The sequence below is a fragment of the Corallococcus caeni genome (genome assembly GCF_036245865.1).
GTDB classification, from domain to species: Bacteria; Myxococcota; Myxococcia; order Myxococcales; family Myxococcaceae; genus Corallococcus; species Corallococcus caeni.
Genome location: NZ_BTTW01000004.1, coordinates 448,853 through 467,609, shown reverse-complemented (window position 1 = coordinate 467,609; position 18,757 = coordinate 448,853). Strand labels below are relative to the sequence as shown.

Genomic DNA, 18,757 nt, shown 5'->3' with positions numbered 1-18,757 from the left:
CGCGTGGGCCCACGCCCCACGGCGATTCGCCAACCTGCCGCTGCACTCTCTTCAGGGATGCGCCACCACCCCGGTCGTATGGAGAGACGCGTCCGGGAAGAGGACTGTGAAGCGCGAGCCATGGCCGAAGTCGCTCTCCGCCTGGATGCGCGCGCCGTGGCCCTGCACCAGGCGCTTCACGATGGCGAGCCCCAGCCCCGTGCCGCGCAGCTTGGTGGTGAACATGGGCTCGAAGATGCGCTCCAGGAGCGGCGCGGGGATGCCCGGCCCGTCGTCCGTCACGCGCAGGCTCCAGCCCCCCTCGCCCCGCGCGTCGGCGTGCACGCAGACCGTCCCGGTGCGCTCCGGCGGGATGGCCTCCACCGCGTTCTGGATGAGGTTGACCAGCACCTGGCGGAACTGCTCGCGGTCCAGGTCCGGCACCGGCAGCCCGTCCGGCACCTGGTTGTTCACGCGCACGCCCTCGCGCCGGGGCACCACGCTGATGGCCTCCTCCACCAGCGGCTTGAGCGGACAGGGCGTGCGGCGCGGAGGCCGGCCCTTCGCGTAGTCCAGCAGGTCGGAGATGATGACCGAGCACGCCTGCAACTCCCGGTCGATGATGTCCAGGAAGCGCGGGATGCGCGGGTCGGACGGATAGGCCTCCGCCTTGCGCAGCCGGCGCAGGACGAACGCGTGCGCGGTGCGCGCGGCCGCCAGCGGGTTGCGAAGCTCGTGGCTGACGCTCGCGGTGAGCTGCCCCAGCGACGCCAGCCGCTCCATCCGCTCCGCGTGGTCGCGGAAGGCGTGCACCTCGCGCACGGCGGCGTCCAGCTGCCCCGCCCGCAGCGCCAGCTCCTCTTCATTGGCGGCCTCCGCCAGGGCCTGGCGCCCGGCCCGCTCCCCCAGCTCGCGCAGCGCGTCCCGGCAGGCGACGAGCAGCACCGCGTCGATGACGGCCACCCAGAAGGCGTGCTCCAGGAAGCGCCACCACTCCGGGTGCAGCTGGCCGTAGACGGACTCCGGCCACAGCGCGCCCCGCATGCAGTGGTCCACGACGATGGCCAGGCTCGCGGTGAGCAGCACCTTCGGGTCCCGGTAGAAGGACAGCACCGCCAGCGACCCGAAGATGTGGAAGTGCGTCTCGATGCGGCCCCCCGTCAGGTGGATGAGCAGCGCGGACCAGAGCATCTGGCTCACCGCCACCACGTGACGCGTCACCGCCTCCCCCGGGCGCAGGCGCGTGAGCATCACCGGGAACACGCTCAACGCCGCGCCCAGCAGCACCGCCGTCTGCACGTGCAGGTGCAGCGCGCGCACCTTGCCCTCCCAGCCATAGGGAGACACGAACACCGCCACCAGCACCGCGGCCACCCACTGCCCCAGCATCAGCCAGGCGAACAGGTCATCCACCCGCTTGCGGGAGTCACGCAGCTGCAATGCCAGAAGCGCCGCCGCCCGTCCTTCCAGACCTGGAGAGACCTTCACCGGAGCATGAAAGGAATAGACTGGCATGGACGAAGTCATCTCTTCACCCGACCGGAATGGTGGCGGAAGCGATTAACCCTGTAAAATATGAACTACACGGAAATCGCTGAACCAACCATGCTGCCCGAGGGCACGAGGAGTGCCCTGGCCTGAACACTGCCGGCTCCCACCCAAGCCGACGGTGTGAGACAGAGCCAGGGTGGCTCCGTCCCGTGCATTCGCAGCCAACAATGACATCCCGGCCATCCCCGCGTCCATGGAACCGGGCGCATCCGGGACCGGAGTACGAGGCCCGCGCTCACGTCCGTCCACTGGGAGCGCCCCGGGTCTCAAGGGGGCACAGGGGCCAGCGGCGTACACGCCCCGCGGGGCAGCTTCAGGAGGCGGCGGCCTGGGGCTGCCGGGGCGCTTCGAGCGTGGCGTCGGTGTCGCCCCGGGGCAGCTCGCGGGCGGCGGGGATGAAGGTCATGGCGCGCTCGGCGAGCGCGGTGATGGTGAGAGAGGGATTGACGCCCGGGTTGGCGGAGATGGCCGCGCCATCCACCACATACAGCCCTTCATAGCCATACAAGCGGTGGCGCGAGTCGATGGCGCCTGTCTTTGGGGAGTCCCCCATGCACGCGCCGCCCAGGATGTGCGCGGTGGTGGGGATGCCCATGAGCGTCTCACTGACCATGGTCATGGGGTAGCCATCCAGCTTGTCCGACACGCGCTTCGCCAGGTCGAAGGCCTCCGGCATGTTCGCGGTGGGCGCGGGGCCCTCCTGCAGGCCGGTGGTGAGGCCGGAGCGGAAGCCGGTGGTGAGCGCGCGGCCGCGGCGCATGCGCAGGTGGCCCTCCATGGTGCGCATGTACAGGAGGATCATCGTGCGGCGCGCGAAGTCCGGGACGAACCACGCCTGGAGGAAGCGCAGGGGCTTTCGCGCGAGCAGCCCCACCAGACGGGCCACGCGCGTCCACGCGGTGGCGCCGGGGACGTGGGGGGCCATGAGCAGGCGGAAGAAGCCGGAGCCCTCCGGGTAGCGCACGGGCTCCAGGTGCGAGTGTTCGTCGGTGTGGAGGATGGAGCCGATGGCGATGCCCCGGGACAGGTCGCGGTCCTTCTGCTTGCCGCCGCTGACGATGCCGATGAGTGCCTCGGAGTTGGTGCGCACGCCGTCGCCCACGCGCTCGGAGAGGTGGGGCAGGCCGTCCTTCGCGTCCTTGAGCTTGAGCAGCAGGTCCAGGGTGCCCAGCACGCCGCCCGCGAAGATGACGTGCTTCGCGGTGAAGCGGCGCGTCTTCCTGAAGAAGCCGGTGCCCTGCTTCGCCGTCACCTCGTAGCCGTCGCCGCCGGGCAGGGGGCGCACCCACGTCACCTCCGTGTCCGCGTGGAGGGTGAGGCCGCGCTTCTCCGCGAAGTAGAGGTAGTTCTTGTCCAGCGTGTTCTTGGCGTTGTTGCGGCAGCCCAGCATGCAGCCGCCGCACGCGTTGCAGCCGGTGCGGTCCGGGCCCTCGCCGTTGAAGTAGGGGTCCTTCACGGTGACGCCGGGCTCGCCGAAGTAGACGGCCACGGTGGTGGGCTGGAAGTCGGTGCGGCCCAGGTCCTGGCCCACCTCCTTGAGCACCTGGTCGGGGAAGGTGTTGAGCGGGTTGACGGTGGCGCCCAGCATGCGGCGCGCGGTCGCGTAGTGCGGCGCGAGCTCCTGCTTCCACGGCGCCAGGTGGCCCCAGGAGGAGGCGTCGAAGAAGTCGTCCTTCGGGATGGGCAGCGTGTTCGCGTAGACGAGCGAGCCGCCGCCCACGCCGACGCCGGACAGCACGGTGACGTGGCGGAAGAAGGTCATCTTGAAGAGGCCGCGCCACCCGAGCTGGGGCATCCACAGCCAGCGCTTCAGGTTCCAGTTGGATTTGGGGAAGTCCTGGCCCTGGAGGCGCCGGCCCTTCTCCAGCATCACCACGCGATAGCCCTTCTCGACGAGCCGCAACGCGCTGACGCTGCCGCCAAACCCCGAGCCGATGATGAGCCAGTCGCAGTCCATGACGTCCTCTCCGTTCCCGGGGCGCGCGAGTCCCGCGCCCGGGAGGTCCGCACTCTATGCCACGAGCGCGGGCCGTCCTCGCGGGACCTGTCGCACGCCCTCAGGAGCGGGAAGACGCGGCCTGGCGCTTCGTGGCCTGCTTCCTCGCCCGGCGTGCGGCGGGCGTGTTGGCGACGAACTGGCGGCCCGCTCGCGAGCCCGCGCGCTTGCGGCGCTCGGTGGCCTTCTTCTGGGCCGGGCTCAGGTGGGCCCAGGCCTTCTTGGGGAGATAACGCGCGGTGGTCTTCCCATGCCGGGCGCGGGTGCCGCCGTCCTGGGTGCCCCACTCCTCCTTCGTCCAGGAGGACAGGTGGCGCTGCGCGGTGCCACGCCCGCCCCGGTAGCCGCCGCCGGCCTTCTTGTACTCGGCGGCGAGGAGCTGGGCCTTGCGCGCGCTCCACTGGCCGGCGCGGCCGCCCTTGTCGCTCTTCAGGATGCGCTTCTTGAGGCGCTCGCGGAGCGCGGGGTTCGTATACCGGCCGCTGGCGCTGGCGGACGCGTGACTCTTGCGGGCCGCGCGCTTCGCGGGCGTGGCGGCGGCGTGCTTGCGGCGGGGCGCGGCGTGGGTCTTCCGACGGCTGGCCATGAGGCCTCCTTTGCTTGGGACAAAGGTACGGATGCCCGCACGGGGTGCCTTTCGAGCCCCGCTGCCTGCTTGCAGACAGGGGCTACGTGGGCGCGGCGCCGGGCTCGCGGGGGCGGAACAGCGTGCACGCGCGCACCGGCTGGGGTGCGTACTTCTGGGGCAGCAGCGGGCACATGATGAAGGTGGAGGTCCGCGTCTCGACGTAGCGGGGCGGCGCGGCGCAGCGATGGCAGAGGCTGTCCGGGAACGGCAGCGGGACCGGGGGCGGCGTCATGGCAGTGCACAGCATCGCACGGGCCCGGGAGGAAAGGCGGGTGCGGGCCACGCGTGCTCCCTAGATTGCGAGGCATGCACGTCACTGACGCCCACGTCGAACCCTCCCGGCTGCGCCTGTCCGGCCGGCACGCCGTCCTGGAGGTGTCGTGTCCGCTGCCCGGGGTGCTGCGGCTGCGGCACGCGCCGGTGTCATCGGAGGTCGGCTTCCTCCATCCCGAGCTGCCCGGCAAGCGTTCCTGGTCCGTCGTCGCGGAAGGAAACCACGCGCTGACGGTGGAGCGCGACGGCGACCGCGTGCGCGTGAAGGCGGAGGGCGTGTCCCTGGAGGTGGACGCGGAGTCGGGGACGTGGCGCTTCCGGGACGCGCAGGGGCGGGAACTGGCGCGCTGCGTGGACGTGTCCGGTGAGGTGCAGGCCGCGTATCCGATGAGCCGGCAGCGCGCGCGGCTGGCGCTGCGGTCGTCTCCGGGAGAGCGCTACATGGGGTTCGGCGAGAAGGTGGGGCCACTGGACAAGCGCGGCATGCACTTCACGTTCTGGAACACGGACGTGGTGCCGCACCACCCGGACACGGATCCGCTCTACCAGTCCATCCCGTTCTTCGTGGGCCTGCGCGACGGCGTGGCGTGGGGCTTCTTCCTGGACGAGTCCTGGCGCTCGGAGGTGGACGTGGCGCTCGCGGACGCGTCACGGGTGGCGTGGGAGTCGTGGGGGCCGGAGCTGGACTGCTACCTGTTCGCGGGGCCCCTGCCCGCGGACGTGGTGAGCCGGTACGCGGCGTTGACGGGGCGGCCTCCCCTGCCCCCGCTGTGGAGCCTGGGCGCGCAGCAGAGCCGCTGGGGCTACGAGAACGCGAACGACATCCGGGGCGTCATCCAGGGCTACCGGCAGCGGGGCCTGCCGCTGGACTGCGTGTATCTCGATATCGACTACATGGATGGGTACAAGGTCTGGACCTGGGACGGGGCGCGCTACCCGGACCCCGCGGGCCTGGCGCGCGAGGCGGCGGCGCAGGGCGTGCGGCTGGTGCCCATCATCGACCCGGCCTTGAAGCTGGAGGCGGGCTGGAGCGTGTACGAGGAGGCGAAGGCGCGCGACTACCTGGTGCGCTACGACCGGGGCGGCGTGCTGGTGGGCGAGGTGTGGCCCCGGCCTGCGGTGTTCCCGGACCTGACGCGGCCGGAGGTGCAGCGCTGGTGGGGCAGCCTGCACCGTGACTTCGTGGCGCTGGGCATGGCGGGGTTCTGGAACGACATGAACGAGCCTTCGTGCTTCGCGGTGCAGCCGGACGTGGGCATCCTCACGCTGTCGAGCGAGCGGTCGGAGGGCGTGGGCAAGGTGGAGGGCAACACGCTGCCGTACGACGCGCGCCACGGGGACAAGCGGCACCTGGAGGTGCACAACGTCTACGCGCTGGGCATGGCGAAGGGCGCGTTCGAATCGCTGCGCGAGCTGCGTCCGGAGGCGCGGCCGTTCCTGCTGACGCGGGCGGGGTTCGCGGGCATCCAACGGTACTCGGCGGTGTGGACGGGGGACAACTCCAGTCACTGGACGCAACTGGAGACGTCGTTGCCCATGTTGATGGGCCTGGGCCTGGCGGCGGTGGCGTTCACGGGGGTGGACATCCCGGGCTTCATCGGCCGGGCGAACGGTGAGCTGCTGGTGCGCTGGATGCAGACGGGAACGTTCTACCCGCTGATGCGCAACCACGCGGGCAAGGGCACGTCGCCGCAGGAGCCGTGGCGGTACGGAGAGCCGTACCTGTCGCTGGCGCGCGCGGCGCTGGAGCGGAGATACCGGCTGTTGCCCACGCTGTACACGCTGATGCACGAGGCGTCGGAGACGGGGATCGCGCCGCTGAGGCCGCTGCTGATGGAGGCACCCGGGGACGCGGAGGCGGCGGGCGCGTTTGATCAGTTCCTGTTCGGGAAGGACCTGCTGGTGGCGCCGGTGGTGCGGCCGGGCCAGACGAAGCGGCTGGCGTATCTGCCGGCGGGTGCGTGGATGGAGTGGCCGGGGCTGGAGTGGACGGGAGCGGTGCGCGAGGGAGGACAGCACGTCATCGCGGACGGGCCCCTGGACACGGTGCCGGTGTGGCTGCGCGCGGGAGGCGCGGTGGCGCTGACACGGCCCGCGATGCACACCACGGACGCGAACTGGAAGCACCTGGAGTGGCACGTGCACGCGGCGCCGGAGGTGCAGGGCCGGCTCTACGAGGACGCGGGAGACGGCTACGGCGAGTCACGGCTCACGGTGCTGCGCGGCGGGGTGACGGGCGGAGTGCTGCGTTTGGAGCGGAGCGAGACGGGAGCGCTGGCGCGTGCGCGGACGGAGGAGACGATCCGTGTGTATGGATTGAAGTCCGTGAAACACGTCACGGGAGCCCGAGCACACCGTTTCGAGAACGGTGTGCTGGAGCTCCAGGTCGCCGCGGACTGGACGCGGCTGGACGTGGAGCCGTAGGTCAGAGGACGGGGAGTTCCTTGAACACGACGCCTTCGAATCCAAGCCGGTTCACGGCGTCCACGAAGCGCTCCGTGGCGATGATGATGGTTGTGTAGTCCGTCAGCCGGAACAGGTCCAGGTCGCCGGTCAGGGTGCGTCCATCGAGGATGGGCGCATCTGGATAGCTGCCGCCCTGTCGCCCGCACCGTTCACAGGGGCGTTCCCGTCCACCCGGGAAACAGCTGTCATGCAGACGGCCCCGGCAATGGATTTCGATCTCTCGTAAATCCACCTCGGTCTTGCCCCGGAAGCGCAGGTCCATCTTGCTGGCGCGAAGGGCGATGCCTGCCCCACGCAGTTGGTCCACGGCCTCACTCCGCATCACCAGGGTCCAAGGACTCGAAAGATCGAGGGCACTCCATTTGCCCGAGGCCTTTCCGCTGAGGGGCCCGAATTCGGAACCTGGACGCAGTGGTGCCTCGAAGGGTACCTGGGCCCTGAGCAGATCACGCAGCCGCTCGTACTCCTCGAGTGATACTTGTCTTGCCTCCTCAAGCTCTCGCCTGAGGCTCCAGCCAGAGAGATCCACGGAGGGATAGGCCTCTCCCAGTCCACCAGGACTGGCCTGACACACCGGACACAGCCCGCCCGGCAATCCCCAGCGGTGCGCTCCATCTATGAAGCTGGTGAAGCGCGGGCCTTCCGCAGCATTCACTTCAAAGAACCTCACGGGTCCTCCCGGCGGCTAGCGAAGCTGGTAGTAGGAGACAATGGGACCCATGATGTTGAAGTCAACGATCATCCGAGCCAGTTGATCCTGGATCTCCTTCGGTGTCGCATTCGCGTTCTTGCGAGCGAAGTCACGCCACGCCTGATTCCATGGACCGCCCCGTCCTCCCGGCCCATGGATTCGCACGTGCTCCGCGCGGGGAATCACCATCGTGAAGTCATGCACGTTGATTCTTCCCTGTCGCCAGAAGAACAGGGCGAGGTCCGCAGCCTGCGGATAGAGGTGATGCTTGACCCATCCGGAGCCCGAGGGCTTCCTGCCATCCGGCGGCGGAGTCGGAGCGGGATGGTTGTACCAACGGATGACGAAGATGGCCTCGCGGTCACCCGGAAGCGACTGCGCACTGCCCCAGTTGCGCCGGGGACCTGAACCGGGCGCCGCTGACGACACGGGAGGCCGGATGCCTCCCCGCGCCAGCAACACACCGGTGTCCTCGCAGCGATAGAGGCCACAGAGGTCATCCGCGCAGACCAGTGCCACGCACCGGTCGTCGCCCTCGCAGGCGTGGTCTTCCTCCGCCGCGCCCCAGTCCTCCAGCGCGGGCAGGGGCGCGGATGCGCAACCTGCCAGCAACACGCACAAGCCGAGCGTGAAGAGCCTCGTCAACGCTCGGCTCACCACAACGGCGCCATGTTCTCCACGTACTTGAAGCCCGTGCCCGTGTTGAACACGACCACGGTCTCTTCCGGCTTCACGTCCCCGGCCGCGTGCAGCTTCTTGAGCGCCGCCACGCACGCGCCACCTTCCGGCGCCACGAACAGCCCTTCCGCCGCGGCGATGTCCTTCGTGCCCTGGACGATCTCCTCCTCCGTCACCGACACCGCCGTGCCGTGGCTGTCCTTCACCGCGCGCAGGATGAGGAAGTCCCCCAGCGCCTTGGGCACCCGCAGGCCGTGCGCATGCGTCGTCGCGCCCTGCCACATGGGCGCGTCCGGCTTGCCCTCCGCGTGCGCCTTCACGATGGGCGCGCACCCTTGCGCCTGCACCGCCACCATGCGCGGCCGCTTCGCGCCGATGAGCCCCATCGCCTCCATCTCCTCGAAGGCCTTCCACATCCCGATGAGCCCCGTGCCTCCGCCCGTCGGATAGAGGATGACGTCCGGCAGCGTCCACCCGAGCTGCTCCGCCAGCTCGTAGCCCATCGTCTTCTTGCCCTCGACGCGGTACGGCTCCTTCAGCGTCGCGCACTCGTACCAGCCGTGCTCCTTCGCCAGCCCCGCGCACACCCGGCCCGCGTCGGAGATGAGCCCGTCCACCGTCTCCACGTGCGCGCCGTACGCCCGCGTCTCCATCAGGAAGAGCGACGCGATGTCCTTCGGCACGAAGACGTGCGCCTCCAGCCCTCCCCGCGCCGCGTACGCCGCCAGCGCGCTGCCCGCGTTCCCCGCGGAAGGCAGACACACCGCCTTCGCGCCCAGCGCCTTCGCCATGGACACCGCGGCGGACAGGCCTCGCGCCTTGAAGGAGCCCGTGGGGTTGCCGCTCTCGTCCTTCACCAGGACCTGCTTCAATCCCAGCCACGACCCCAGCCGGGGCGCGGGGAGCAGCGGCGTGAGGCCCTCGCCCAACGTCAGGCGGTGCGCCGGGTCGTCCACCGGCAGCACCTCGTGGTAGCGCCACATCGAACGCTCACGCCCGGGCAGCGCTTCCTTGCGCAGCGTCTTCGCCGCGCGCTCCAGGTCGTAGCGCGCGAACAACGGCGCCTGACACGCCGTGCACAGGTTCCACACCTTGCCCGGCGCGAACGTCTGGTCACACTTCGTGCATTCAAGTCGGAGGACGGACATGCCTCCGACTCTACTCAGTCCTTCAATTCCAGCCACACCGGCGCGTGGTCCGACGGCTGCTGTCCCTTGCGCTCCTCGCGGTCCACGTCACACGCCGCGAGCCGGGGCACCAGCGGCGCCGTGAGGAACAGGTGGTCGATGCGCACGCCCTTGTTCTTGGGGAACATCAGCATCCGGTAGTCCCACCAGGAGAACTTCTGCACGTCCGGGTGCAGCTTGCGGAACGCATCCGTGAGCCCGAACGCGCACACCTGCTGGAGCGCGTCCCGCTCGCGCACCGTGAAGAGCGTCTGCCCTTCCCACTGCGCCACGTCGTACACGTCGATGGGGTCCGGCGCGATGTTCCAGTCCCCGCCCATCACCACCAGGTCGTCCGGCTTGTGGCGCGTGTCCAGGTAGTTCCGCAGGCGCCGGTACCACTCCAGCTTGTAGACGTACGCGGGCGAGTCCACCTGCTGCCCGTTGGGCGCGTACGCGCTCACCACGCGGATGCCGTTCACCGTCGCGGAGATGAAGCGCGCGTGCGTGTCATCCACCCCGTCCGACAGGCCCCGCACCACGTCCGTGGGCTCCGTCTTCGCCAGGATGGCCACGCCGTTGTACGTCTTCTGCCCGTGCACCGCGGCGAAGTAGCCCGCCTCCTTCACCGCGTCGAAGGGGAAGTCCGCGTCGGTGCACTTGAGCTCCTGAAGGCACAGCACGTCTGGCTGGGCGCTCTTCAGCCAGTTGACCAACCGCTGCTGCCGGGCCCTTACCGAGTTCACGTTCCAGGTCGCGATTCGCATGCGGCGCGGACCGTCGCACGCGGCCCACGCCCCTGCCACGCTTTTCCCCTCCCGCCTGTGGCCCCAGGGACACACCCGCGCGCCTCCCAGAGGGGAAAACCGTTGGCACACCGGTCGCAATAGGAGGTCCCGGGCCGCCACCACCGCGGCCCCGGGCCGCCGCTCCAGGCGCCCGCCGCCGAGCCAGAGCAGCCCCGAGGGGATTGCCATGAACCCGAAGACGCGCACCCGGTCCCGCCACCCCGCCTCCTTCCGGCGCTTCACCGTGCCGCCCGCGCTTCGCAAGGCCCTCGTCCCCGCCGCGCTCGCCGCCCTGGGGCTCGCCGCCTGGGAGGACGTCCCCCTGCCCCGCCTGCTCAAGCCCTGGCTCGCCCACGCCGTGGAGACCCGCTCGGCCCAGGCCCCTGTCGCCGCCGCCCCCACCCTTCCGTTGGAGGCCGCGAGCCACGAGCCCTCGCTGATGGCCGCCCCGCGCCTCGTGGACGAGGCCGCCCCCGCCGAGGCGCGGGTCGACGCTCCGGTCGCCGGTGACGCCCTGGCGTTGCCGCACACGCACGCCCGCCGGGTGGACCACGTGGCCCGCGCCCAGGGCCTGCGCGACCTGGGCGACCTGTCCGGGGCGGTGACGGAGCTGCGCCGCGCGCTGCACGACGACCCGGGCGCCACGGACGCCCTGGCGCAGCTTGGGCGCACGGCGCGGCTGGCCGGGGACACGAAGCTCGCCATCGCCGCGTATGCCCGGCTGGGGCAGGTGGAGGCCTCGGACGCGGGGGCGCTGGTGCAGCAGGCGCGGCTGCTGGTGTCGGAGGGCCGCTTCGCGGAAGGGGTCCACGTGGGAGAGGAGGCGCTCCTGCGCGACCCGGAGGACCCGGAGGTGTACCAGGTGCTCGGCCGCGCCCACCTGGGTGCCAACGAACTGGCCTCCGCCATCCTGCGCTTCCAGCAGGCGGTGCACCTGGACCCCGAGCACGGCCACGCGCTCAACAACCTGGGCTTCGCCTACCTGCGCGCCAACGACAACGCCCGCGCCGTGGAGGTCCTCACCCAGGCCGCCGCCCTGCTGCCCCACGTGGCCTACGTGCAGAACAACCTGGGCGTCGCCTGCGAGCGCCTGGGCCGGCTGGAGGAGGCCCGCGCCGCCTACTCCGCCGCCACCCGGCTGTCGCCCCGCTACGTGCAGGCCCGCGTCAACGCGGAGCGGGTGGGCCGCGTGGCCCGGGCCGACCCCACGGGTCAGGTCCTGCCGGAGCCGCTCCCGCCCGTCGCGCCGTAGGGCGGGCGACCAGGAAACACCGCCAGTCCCGGGGGGAGGGCCCGCATGGGTTCACCCCGCCCGCCCCCCGGTCTAACCTCCAGTCCTTCTCCCCGCCTTCACGAGCGTCATGACTCCGGCCCGACCGATGCCCCCACCTCCCGAGCCCCTCCCCCCGGCCCCGACCGGAGCCCCGCCGCCCCGGAAGGGCGGCTTCGGCGCCGCGCTCTGGCGCTGGACGAAGCGGCTGCTGGTGCTGGGCGTCGTGGGCCTGCTGCTCCTCATCGGCGTGGGCGTGGGCACCTACGTCTACTTCAGCCGCGACCTGCCTTCCGTGGAGTCGCTGCGCAACTACCAGCCGCCACAGGTAACGAAGGTGACGTGCGCGGACGGCTCGCTCTGCGCGGAGTACGCGCTGGAGCGCCGCACGCTCATCCGCATCGAGGACCTGCCCCCGCACGTGCGCAACGCGTTCCTCGCCGCCGAGGACGCGGACTTCTACAAGCACGAGGGCCTGGACCCCTTCGGCATCCTGCGCGCGGGCGTGAAGAACCTCATCCCCGGCAGCCGCAAGTCCGGCGCGTCCACGCTCACGCAGCAGGTGGTGAAGAACATGCTGCTCACGCCCGAGCGCAGCCTGGGCCGGAAGATCCGCGAGTGGATCCTCACCCCGCGCCTGGAGCAGGCGCTCACCAAGGATCAGATCCTCAGCCTCTACATCAACGGCGTGTACTTCGGGCAGCGCCGCTACGGGCTGGAGGAGGCCGCGCTCTTCTACTTCGGCAAGCACGCGAAGGACCTGTCCGTGGGCGAGGCCGCCGTGCTCGCGGGCACCGTGCAGTCTCCCCACCGCATCAACCCGGTGGCGAACATCACCCGCGCCAAGGCGCGCCAGCGCTACGTGCTGGAGCAGATGGCGGGCCAGGGCTTCGTGCCGCGCGCGGTGGTGGACGCGGAGAAGGAGAAGCCCATCGTGCTCGCGCCGCGCAAGCCGGTCAGCGCGGGCGCCTACTACGCGGAGGAGATCCGCCGCACGCTCATCGAACGCTACGGCGAGAAGATGGTGATGGAGGGCGGCCTGCGCGTGGACATCGCGCTCGTGCCCAAGCTCCAGGCCACCGCCGAGCAGGCCGTGCGTGACGGCCTGGAGGCCCTGGACCGCCGCCAGGGCTACCGGGGCGCGCAGGGCAAGCTGGATGAGGCGCAGTGGAAGCGCTACCGCGAGCTCATCGTCCAGCGCATCGAGGAGGCCGGCCGCCGGCAGAAGGACCAGGGATATGTCGCGGACCTGGCCCCGCTCGCCCAGCCGCTCGCGGCTCCGGCGCCCAAGACACCCACCGAGCAGGAGGTGGAAGGCGCCGAGGAGCAGCGCCCCGCCGCCCTCGCCGCGGACACGGACGTGGAGGAAGAGGAGGCCCAGTCGCCGGAGCGCGTGCGCGTGGGCCAGGTCATCCTCAAGCCGATGGAGGAGGGGCTGCGCCTCACCGGCTACGTCACGGAGGTGGACCCGAAGCGCGACGTGGCGCGCGTGGACCTGGTGGGCCGCACCGCGGAGGTGTCCTTCTCCTCCGTCGCCTGGGCGCGGCAGAAGAACAAGAAGGCGCCCAAGGGCATCGCGGACGTGTTCACGCCCGGGGAGCTGGTGTTCGTGCGCGTGCTCAAGGCCCCTCCGGCGCCGGCCTTCGTGGAGGCCACGTTGGATCAGGTGCCCGTGGTGCAGGGCGGGCTCGTGGTCATCAACCCGGCCAACCGCAACGTGGTGGCCATGGTGGGCGGCTACGACGCGGAGCGCTCGTCGTTCAACCGCGCCACGCAGGCGAAGCGGCAGCCGGGGTCGTCCTTCAAGCCCTTCATCTACGGCGCGGCGCTGGCCAGCGGCCGCTTCACGCCGCTCTCCATGGTGAACGACGCGCCGGAGTCCATCCGCGACCCGTACACGGGCAAGACGTGGCGGCCCAAGAACTTCGACGGGCGCTTCGAGGGGCCCATGACGCTGCGCACGGCGCTGAGCAAGTCGAAGAACACCGTGTCCGTGCGGCTCATCGAGGCGATTACCCCCGCGACCGCCATCGACTTCGCGCGCCGGGCGGGCATCCGCTCCGCGATGCCGGAGAACCTCACGCTGGCGCTGGGCACCGGCGAGGTGACGATGCTGGAGGCCGTCAACGCGTACGCCACGCTCCAGGCCAACGGCCGCTACGCGGAGCCGCTGACGCTCCTGCGAGTGCAGGACGCGAAGGGCACGGTGCTGGAGGAGCACCAGCCGGCCTTCGAGGAGACGCTGCCTCCGGCCGTGGCGTACCTCACGACGTCGCTCATGCGCAGCGTGGTGGAGGACGGCTCGGCGCGAGCGGTGCGGGAGCTGAACCGGCCCGCGGCGGGCAAGACGGGCACCACCAACGAGTCCAAGGACACGTGGTTCAACGGCTTCACGACGGACTGGGTGGCCAGCGCGTGGGTGGGCTTCGATGACAACACGCCGCTGGGCAGCAGCGAGACGGGCGGCCGGGCCGCGCTGCCCATCTGGCTCAACTTCATGCGGGTGGCGGAGGAGGGCCTGCCCGCGCGCGACTTCGAGGTGCCTCCGGGCGTCACCCAGGTGCGCATCGACCCGGCGACGGGGCTGCTCGCGGGCAACGCGGTTCCGGGCCGGATGGAGCCCTACCTGGAGGGCACCCAGCCCACCGCGGAGGCGCCGCCGCCCGGACAGGTGACGCCGGACAACTACTTCCTGGAGGAAGGTGGCAAAAGGGGCCTGTGAGTCGCTCGCTCCTTCCGCTGGTCCTCGCGCTCGCGTTCGCCCTGCCCGCTCCCGCGGAGTCGGACGAAGGCGCGCCTCCCGCCTCCGCCCGGCTGGCCCTGGCCGTGGCGGACGCCATTCGCGGTGCGCCCGCTGAAGCGCCCGTGGCCCTCTGCCTGTCCGGAGGCTCCGCCGAGCTGCGCCGGGCGTTCGGGACGCTGCTGGCCGCGCGGCTTTCGGCCATGAACCTGGGGCCGGTGGTGCTGGACGTCCCGCCCGAGCGCGCCGAGGCCGCCGCCCGCGAACAGGGGGCCCGCTCGCTGGCGCGGCTCACGCTGGACGTGGAGGGCGGCGAGCTGGTGGCGCGAGGCGACGTGCTGGGCACGTGGGTGAACTTCTGGTCCGGCCGCACGCCCACGCGCCCACCGAAGCCCGCCGCCGCCGTGGCGGAAGGCGTGGAGGCGGACGCTGCGGTGCTGGCGCTGGCCGCGGTGGGGACGCCGTCGTCGGGAACGCCGGGCCCGGGTCCCCAGCAGCGGCGGCCGGTGCGCCTCTTGGGCGCGGTGTTCGCGCGGCTGGAGACGCCGCTGGGCGCGCTGGCGGCGGGGGACCTGGACGGCGACGGCCGCGACGAGGTGGCCGCGCTCACCGAGCACGAGGTGGTGGTGTTCGGCGCGGACGGCCGGGTGCTCGCGCGGCGGGAGCTGGAAGGAACGCCGGCGGCGGCGACGACGCGTGAAGCCTTCGGAGCGCTGGCGGTGCTGACGGGCCCGCCGAGGCTGGCGGCCTGGAGCACGCGGTACGCGCGCGGCGAGGTGCTGGTGCTGGACAAGGCGAAGGGGACGCTGCGCCCGTCGGGGACGCTGGACGCCGCGCCGCTGGGGACGGCGGAGCGGGGAGCGTTCGTGCCGGGGCAGACGGTGTTCGCGCCGGAGGTGCGGCTGGCGGACGGGAGGACCCTCACGGTGCCCGCGCCCTTCGGCACGGCGAGCTTCGCGTCCCCGCGCATGCTGTTCGTGCATGCGGACGGCACGGCGTCGCTCTACGCGCGTCCCGCGTCCGCGCCGGCGAAGGCGTCCGGGCTGGGAGCAGGCAGCGCGATGGGAGACCTGGATGGCGACGGGATGCCGGAGCTGCTCACCACGTCACCGCAGCTCCAGCCGACACCGGATGTGCTGCGGGTGTTCTCGCTGACGTCCGACGCGCCCCTGGCGCATGAGCCCCTGTGGCAGGGAGCGCTCCCGCCGGGCCGGGCGCTGTACGTGGTGACGGCGGACCTGGATGGCGACAAGCGCCGCGAGGTCCTCGTGGGTTCATGGAAACCGGACGGCACGAGCGAGCTGTTCCTCCTGCGCCAGGGTGCACCGTGATGATCCGCTCCGCCCTCGCGGGCCTCGTGCTTCTTTCCTCCGCGCCCGCTCTGGCGGCCAGCCGTCCCCGCTACGGCGGCGAGCTGCGGGTGGCCCACGCCGGCCCGCCGGAGATCGGTGAGCCCGCGCTCGCCGATACGCCGATGGAGGCCGCGCTGCTGGGCCTGCTGACGCGGCCCGTGTGTCGCGTGGACGCCAACGGGCAGGTGCATGCGACGCTGTCGCGTGAGCTGACCCGGCCCTTGCCGCAGGCCCTGCGCGTGGCGATGCCTTCCGCCGCCAGTGCCACCGCCCTGGCCCGCGCCTGGACGCGGCTGTCGTCCACGGAGTCGCCGTCTCCGTACCGCGCGCTGCTGTATCCGCTGCGCGGTGAGGGTCGGCAGGTGACGTCCACGGGCGCCACGCTGGACCTGGCGCTCGCGTTCCCCTGGCCCGACCTGGAGCGCTCGCTGTGTCACCCTGCCCTCGCGACGCCGCCGTCGCCCGCGTCGGGCCCGTTCAGCGCGGCGGGCAGGGGCGTGCTGGAGGCCCAGTCCACATGGCCCGAAGGTCGGCCGTACCTGGACCGGCTGGCCCTCACCGCCACGGATGAGCGGGGCCTCACGCGGCTGTGGGCCGCGCGGCAGGTGCAGGTGGAGCTGGGCACGCCGCCGGACAACGACACCCTCACGGGCGCCGCGCTGTACGCGACCTATCTGGCGTACTCGCCCCGGAAGGTGCCCGCGGACTTCCGTCAGGCCGTGGAGAGCGCCATCGACCGCGAGGACCTCACGCGGCTGTTCGTGAAGGGGCCCGCCGTGCCCATGGCGAACCTGCTGCCGCCCGCGTTGATGCCCCTGGCCCCCAAGGCCCGGCCCGGAACGCCGCCAGCGGGTGCGACGCGCAAGGTGACGCTCGCCTATGACGCCGCGCTGGCGGATCAGCGCGCCGTGGCCGAGCGCATCCAGGTGAAGCTGCACGACCAGGGCTACACCGTCGCGCTGGAGCCCCAGTCGCGCGCCGCGCTGCGAAGCCGTCAGGCCAGGGGCGACTTCGAGCTGATGCTCAGCGCGTTCCTCCTGCCGCCCATCCCCGGCCCCGCGCTGGCGGTGGTGCTGGAGGCAGGCGGCCGCCGGGACCTGCTCGGCGTGGAGCTGCCGCCCATCGGAGCGCTCACGGACGCCGGAGCCCGCGATGCGCGAAGCCGCGAACGGGCCCTGGCGCTCGCCCCTTCCGTGCCGCTCATCCCGTTGTACGCCCAGGGACTCGCCCTGCGCGCGGCGCCGGAGGTGACCGGGTTGGTGCTGGATGCCCAGGGCCTGCCGGTGCTCGAAGGCGCCTGGCTCGCGCCCGTCGAGGCCACGGGTGGCGGAGGAAGGCCATGAGCCCCTCGCACGCGACGCGGCACGCAGTGGACCCGGTGCCGCACGTACAAGCCAGCCGTGAGCCCCGCCAGCCTGTCGGTATCCGCGGCGGACGTGACTCCAGAAGCCCGGGGTCAGCCTTGATCCTGGCCGACGCGACGCCGCGCGCAGCGGATCCGACGGCCCCCAGGAAGGACCGGCCCGCATGCGGCTGAGGACCCGGCTCGCGCTCGCCTTCGCGCTGCTCGCGCTGGTGCCGCTGGCGATCGTCGTTCCCCTGACGCTGACGCGCCTGCGCGACACGCTGTCGCGCGAGCTGGACGCGCGCATGACGGCCGCCACCACCTCCGCGCAGGAGTCCCTGGAGCGCTCCGCCGCCAACGCGCGCCGCGCCGTCGAGGAGCTGGTGGAGAGCCCCGCCATGGAGGACCTCGTGCGCGAAGCGCGCTCCGCTCCCCTGCGCGCCATCCAGGCCAACACCGCCGAGGGCCTGATGAAGAGCCGCGGCCTCACCGTGCTCACCCTCTTCGACCGCAACGGCACCGTGCTGTCCTCCGGCCACCTGCCCGCCCGGCGCGGAGACCCGGACCCCGTCCTCTTCGCCGTGACGAAGGAGAGGTCCCCCAAGCCCGTCCCCGTGCGCGTGGACGTGCGCGGCGACGCGGGCCTGCGCCAGGTCCCCGCGCTCGTCACCGCGCGTCCCGTGGACTACGGCGACGTGCGCCTGTGGGCCGTGGGCGGCGTGGTGCTGGATGACGGCCTCGCGCAGCACCTGGCCCGCCTCACGCAATCCGACGTGACGCTCCTGTCCGGTGACACGCAGGTCGCGCACGCGGGCAGCGCGGCCCCGCCCACCGTGGAGCAGGTGCTGCCCCTGGGCAACGCGGCCTCCGTGCGCCTCACCTTCAGCCGCGCCGCCGCGCGTGAAGCCGAGGAGGGCGTCATGCGCGCGTTCCTCCTCCTCGCCGGCCTGGGCCTGGGCTTCGCCGCGCTCCTGGGCCTGCTGGTGTCACGCTGGATGACGCGGCCCGTGGAGGCCCTCACCTCCGGCGCGCGCCGCGTGGCCGAGGGCGCACTGGACGTCCAGGTGACGGCCCGGGCCACCGGCGAGGTGGGCGAGCTGGTCCGGACGTTCAACCACATGACGTCCGAGCTGAAGAACACCACCGAGCGCCTGATGGCCACCGAGCGCATCGCCGCGTGGCAGGAGGTCGCGCGGCGGCTGGCGCACGAAATCAAGAACCCCCTCACCCCCATCCGCATGTCGCTGGAGACGCTGATGGCCGCCCACGAGGCGCGCCACCCCAGCTTCCCCACCCTCTTCAAGGAGAGCGCGGGCGTGGTGCTGGAAGAGGTGGAGCGCCTCAGGCGCATCGTGGACGAGTTCAGCCGCTTCGCGCGCCTGCCCAAGCCCCAGCTCGCCCCGGTGGACCTGGGCGAGCTGACCCAGAGCATCCTGTCGCTGTACGCCGCGCCGCCCGAAGGCATCCGGCTGGAGCCCGCGGTCCAGGCCGGCGTGGTGGCCCGCGCGGACCGCGACCAGCTCACGCAGGTGCTCGTCAACCTGGTGAAGAACGCGGAAGAAGCCATGACGGGCAAGGGCGGCGCGCTGCGCGTGCGCGTGAAGGGCACCGACGCGGACGCCATCGTCGAGGTGGAGGACGAAGGCCCCGGCATCCCCCTGGAGCACCGCGCCCGCATCTTCGAGCCCTACTTCACCACCAAGGACGGCGGCACCGGCCTGGGGCTCGCCATCGCCGCGCGCATCCTCCAGGAGCACGGCGGCCGCCTGGAGGTCGGCGGAGAGCCGGGCCAGGGCGCCCGCTTCAGCGTCGTGCTCCCGCGCGCGAGCTGACC

The 18,757-nt window shown here is 71.9% G+C and carries 14 protein-coding genes; 6 read left to right on the top strand and 8 right to left on the bottom strand.

All coding sequences use genetic code 11. The features are described from left to right. Nucleotides 1-51 precede the first annotated feature (51 nt). The 4 genes from AABA78_RS20130 to AABA78_RS20115 form a co-directional block, all read right to left on the bottom strand. Nucleotides 52-1,494, bottom strand: a complete 1,443-nt coding sequence (locus AABA78_RS20130) for a sensor histidine kinase (protein WP_338264763.1) — start codon at nucleotides 1,492-1,494, stop codon at nucleotides 52-54. A 349-nt stretch (nucleotides 1,495-1,843) separates the two neighbouring features. Continuing rightward, a complete protein-coding gene (locus AABA78_RS20125; protein WP_338264761.1) occupies nucleotides 1,844-3,487 on the bottom strand; it encodes a GMC oxidoreductase in 1,644 nt (547 codons plus the stop codon). Nucleotides 3,488-3,587: 100 nt separating this feature from the next. After that, entirely contained in the window at nucleotides 3,588-4,112 is a 525-nt protein-coding gene (locus AABA78_RS20120; protein WP_338264759.1) for a hypothetical protein, read from the bottom strand. Nucleotides 4,113-4,194: 82 nt separating this feature from the next. Then, nucleotides 4,195-4,386 (bottom strand): hypothetical protein, encoded by a 192-nt coding sequence (locus AABA78_RS20115; RefSeq protein WP_338264757.1) that lies wholly within the window; start codon nucleotides 4,384-4,386, stop codon nucleotides 4,195-4,197. Nucleotides 4,387-4,460: 74 nt separating this feature from the next. Between AABA78_RS20115 and AABA78_RS20110 the strand changes: the two genes are divergently transcribed. Beyond that, on the top strand, nucleotides 4,461-6,851 hold the full coding sequence (locus tag AABA78_RS20110; protein ID WP_338264755.1) for a glycoside hydrolase family 31 protein: 2,391 nt from the start codon (nucleotides 4,461-4,463) through the stop codon (nucleotides 6,849-6,851). A 1-nt stretch (nucleotide 6,852) separates the two neighbouring features. Here AABA78_RS20110 and sitI6 read toward each other — a convergent pair whose 3' ends face one another. From sitI6 to xth, 4 genes are read right to left on the bottom strand one after another with little or no spacing between them, the layout of a single operon-like run. Continuing rightward, nucleotides 6,853-7,548 carry a SitI6 family double-CXXCG motif immunity protein gene (gene sitI6, locus AABA78_RS20105; protein ID WP_338265136.1) on the bottom strand — a complete coding sequence of 232 codons (696 nt, stop codon included), beginning with the start codon at nucleotides 7,546-7,548 and terminating at the stop codon, nucleotides 6,853-6,855. A gap of 30 nt (nucleotides 7,549-7,578) precedes the next feature. Beyond that, nucleotides 7,579-8,229 carry a SitA6 family polymorphic toxin lipoprotein gene (sitA6, locus tag AABA78_RS20100; protein WP_338279991.1) on the bottom strand — a complete coding sequence of 217 codons (651 nt, stop codon included), beginning with the start codon at nucleotides 8,227-8,229 and terminating at the stop codon, nucleotides 7,579-7,581. Between the two features lie 8 nt (nucleotides 8,230-8,237). After that, the gene (locus AABA78_RS20095) at nucleotides 8,238-9,410 is read right to left on the bottom strand and encodes a threonine synthase (protein ID WP_338264751.1); all 1,173 of its coding nucleotides are present in this window, start codon (nucleotides 9,408-9,410) and stop codon (nucleotides 8,238-8,240) included. A gap of 14 nt (nucleotides 9,411-9,424) precedes the next feature. Then, complete coding sequence (gene xth, locus AABA78_RS20090; protein WP_338264750.1) at nucleotides 9,425-10,195, bottom strand: exodeoxyribonuclease III; 771 nt, start codon at nucleotides 10,193-10,195, stop codon at nucleotides 9,425-9,427. Between the two features lie 208 nt (nucleotides 10,196-10,403). On the opposite strand from xth, the gene AABA78_RS20085 reads away from it, so the two are divergent. The 5 genes from AABA78_RS20085 (at nucleotide 10,404) to AABA78_RS20065 (ending at nucleotide 18,755) form a co-directional block, all read left to right on the top strand. After that, complete coding sequence (locus tag AABA78_RS20085; protein ID WP_338264749.1) at nucleotides 10,404-11,468, top strand: tetratricopeptide repeat protein; 1,065 nt, start codon at nucleotides 10,404-10,406, stop codon at nucleotides 11,466-11,468. A 127-nt stretch (nucleotides 11,469-11,595) separates the two neighbouring features. Next, nucleotides 11,596-14,208 carry a penicillin-binding protein 1A gene (locus tag AABA78_RS20080; RefSeq protein WP_338264748.1) on the top strand — a complete coding sequence of 871 codons (2,613 nt, stop codon included), beginning with the start codon at nucleotides 11,596-11,598 and terminating at the stop codon, nucleotides 14,206-14,208. Further along, nucleotides 14,205-15,557, top strand: a complete 1,353-nt coding sequence (locus AABA78_RS20075; RefSeq protein WP_338264747.1) for an FG-GAP repeat domain-containing protein — start codon at nucleotides 14,205-14,207, stop codon at nucleotides 15,555-15,557. Before AABA78_RS20080 ends, AABA78_RS20075 begins: the two co-directional genes overlap by 4 nt. Then, nucleotides 15,557-16,921 carry an ABC transporter substrate-binding protein gene (locus AABA78_RS20070; protein ID WP_370469474.1) on the top strand — a complete coding sequence of 455 codons (1,365 nt, stop codon included), beginning with the start codon at nucleotides 15,557-15,559 and terminating at the stop codon, nucleotides 16,919-16,921. The genes AABA78_RS20075 and AABA78_RS20070 overlap by 1 nt, the downstream gene beginning before the upstream one ends. A 184-nt stretch (nucleotides 16,922-17,105) precedes the next feature. Next, nucleotides 17,106-18,755, top strand: a complete 1,650-nt coding sequence (locus AABA78_RS20065) for an ATP-binding protein (RefSeq protein WP_338264745.1) — start codon at nucleotides 17,106-17,108, stop codon at nucleotides 18,753-18,755. The last annotated feature ends 2 nt before the right edge of the window (nucleotides 18,756-18,757 follow it).

Bases quoted from the DNA above. Each gene is read 5' to 3' on its own strand.
- AABA78_RS20070 (WP_370469474.1), top strand. From the start codon at position 15,557: ATGATCCGCTCCGCCCTCGCGGGCCTCGTGCTTCTTTCCTCCGCGCCC.
- AABA78_RS20065 (WP_338264745.1), top strand. From the start codon at position 17,106: ATGCGGCTGAGGACCCGGCTCGCGCTCGCCTTCGCGCTGCTCGCGCTG.
- AABA78_RS20095 (WP_338264751.1), bottom strand. From the start codon at position 9,410: ATGTCCGTCCTCCGACTTGAATGCACGAAGTGTGACCAGACGTTCGCG.
- AABA78_RS20080 (WP_338264748.1), top strand. From the start codon at position 11,596: ATGCCCCCACCTCCCGAGCCCCTCCCCCCGGCCCCGACCGGAGCCCCG.
- AABA78_RS20110 (WP_338264755.1), top strand. From the start codon at position 4,461: ATGCACGTCACTGACGCCCACGTCGAACCCTCCCGGCTGCGCCTGTCC.
- AABA78_RS20125 (WP_338264761.1), bottom strand. From the start codon at position 3,487: ATGGACTGCGACTGGCTCATCATCGGCTCGGGGTTTGGCGGCAGCGTC.
- AABA78_RS20120 (WP_338264759.1), bottom strand. From the start codon at position 4,112: ATGGCCAGCCGTCGGAAGACCCACGCCGCGCCCCGCCGCAAGCACGCC.
- AABA78_RS20115 (WP_338264757.1), bottom strand. From the start codon at position 4,386: ATGACGCCGCCCCCGGTCCCGCTGCCGTTCCCGGACAGCCTCTGCCAT.
- xth (WP_338264750.1), bottom strand. From the start codon at position 10,195: ATGCGAATCGCGACCTGGAACGTGAACTCGGTAAGGGCCCGGCAGCAG.
- AABA78_RS20130 (WP_338264763.1), bottom strand. From the start codon at position 1,494: ATGCCAGTCTATTCCTTTCATGCTCCGGTGAAGGTCTCTCCAGGTCTG.
- AABA78_RS20085 (WP_338264749.1), top strand. From the start codon at position 10,404: ATGAACCCGAAGACGCGCACCCGGTCCCGCCACCCCGCCTCCTTCCGG.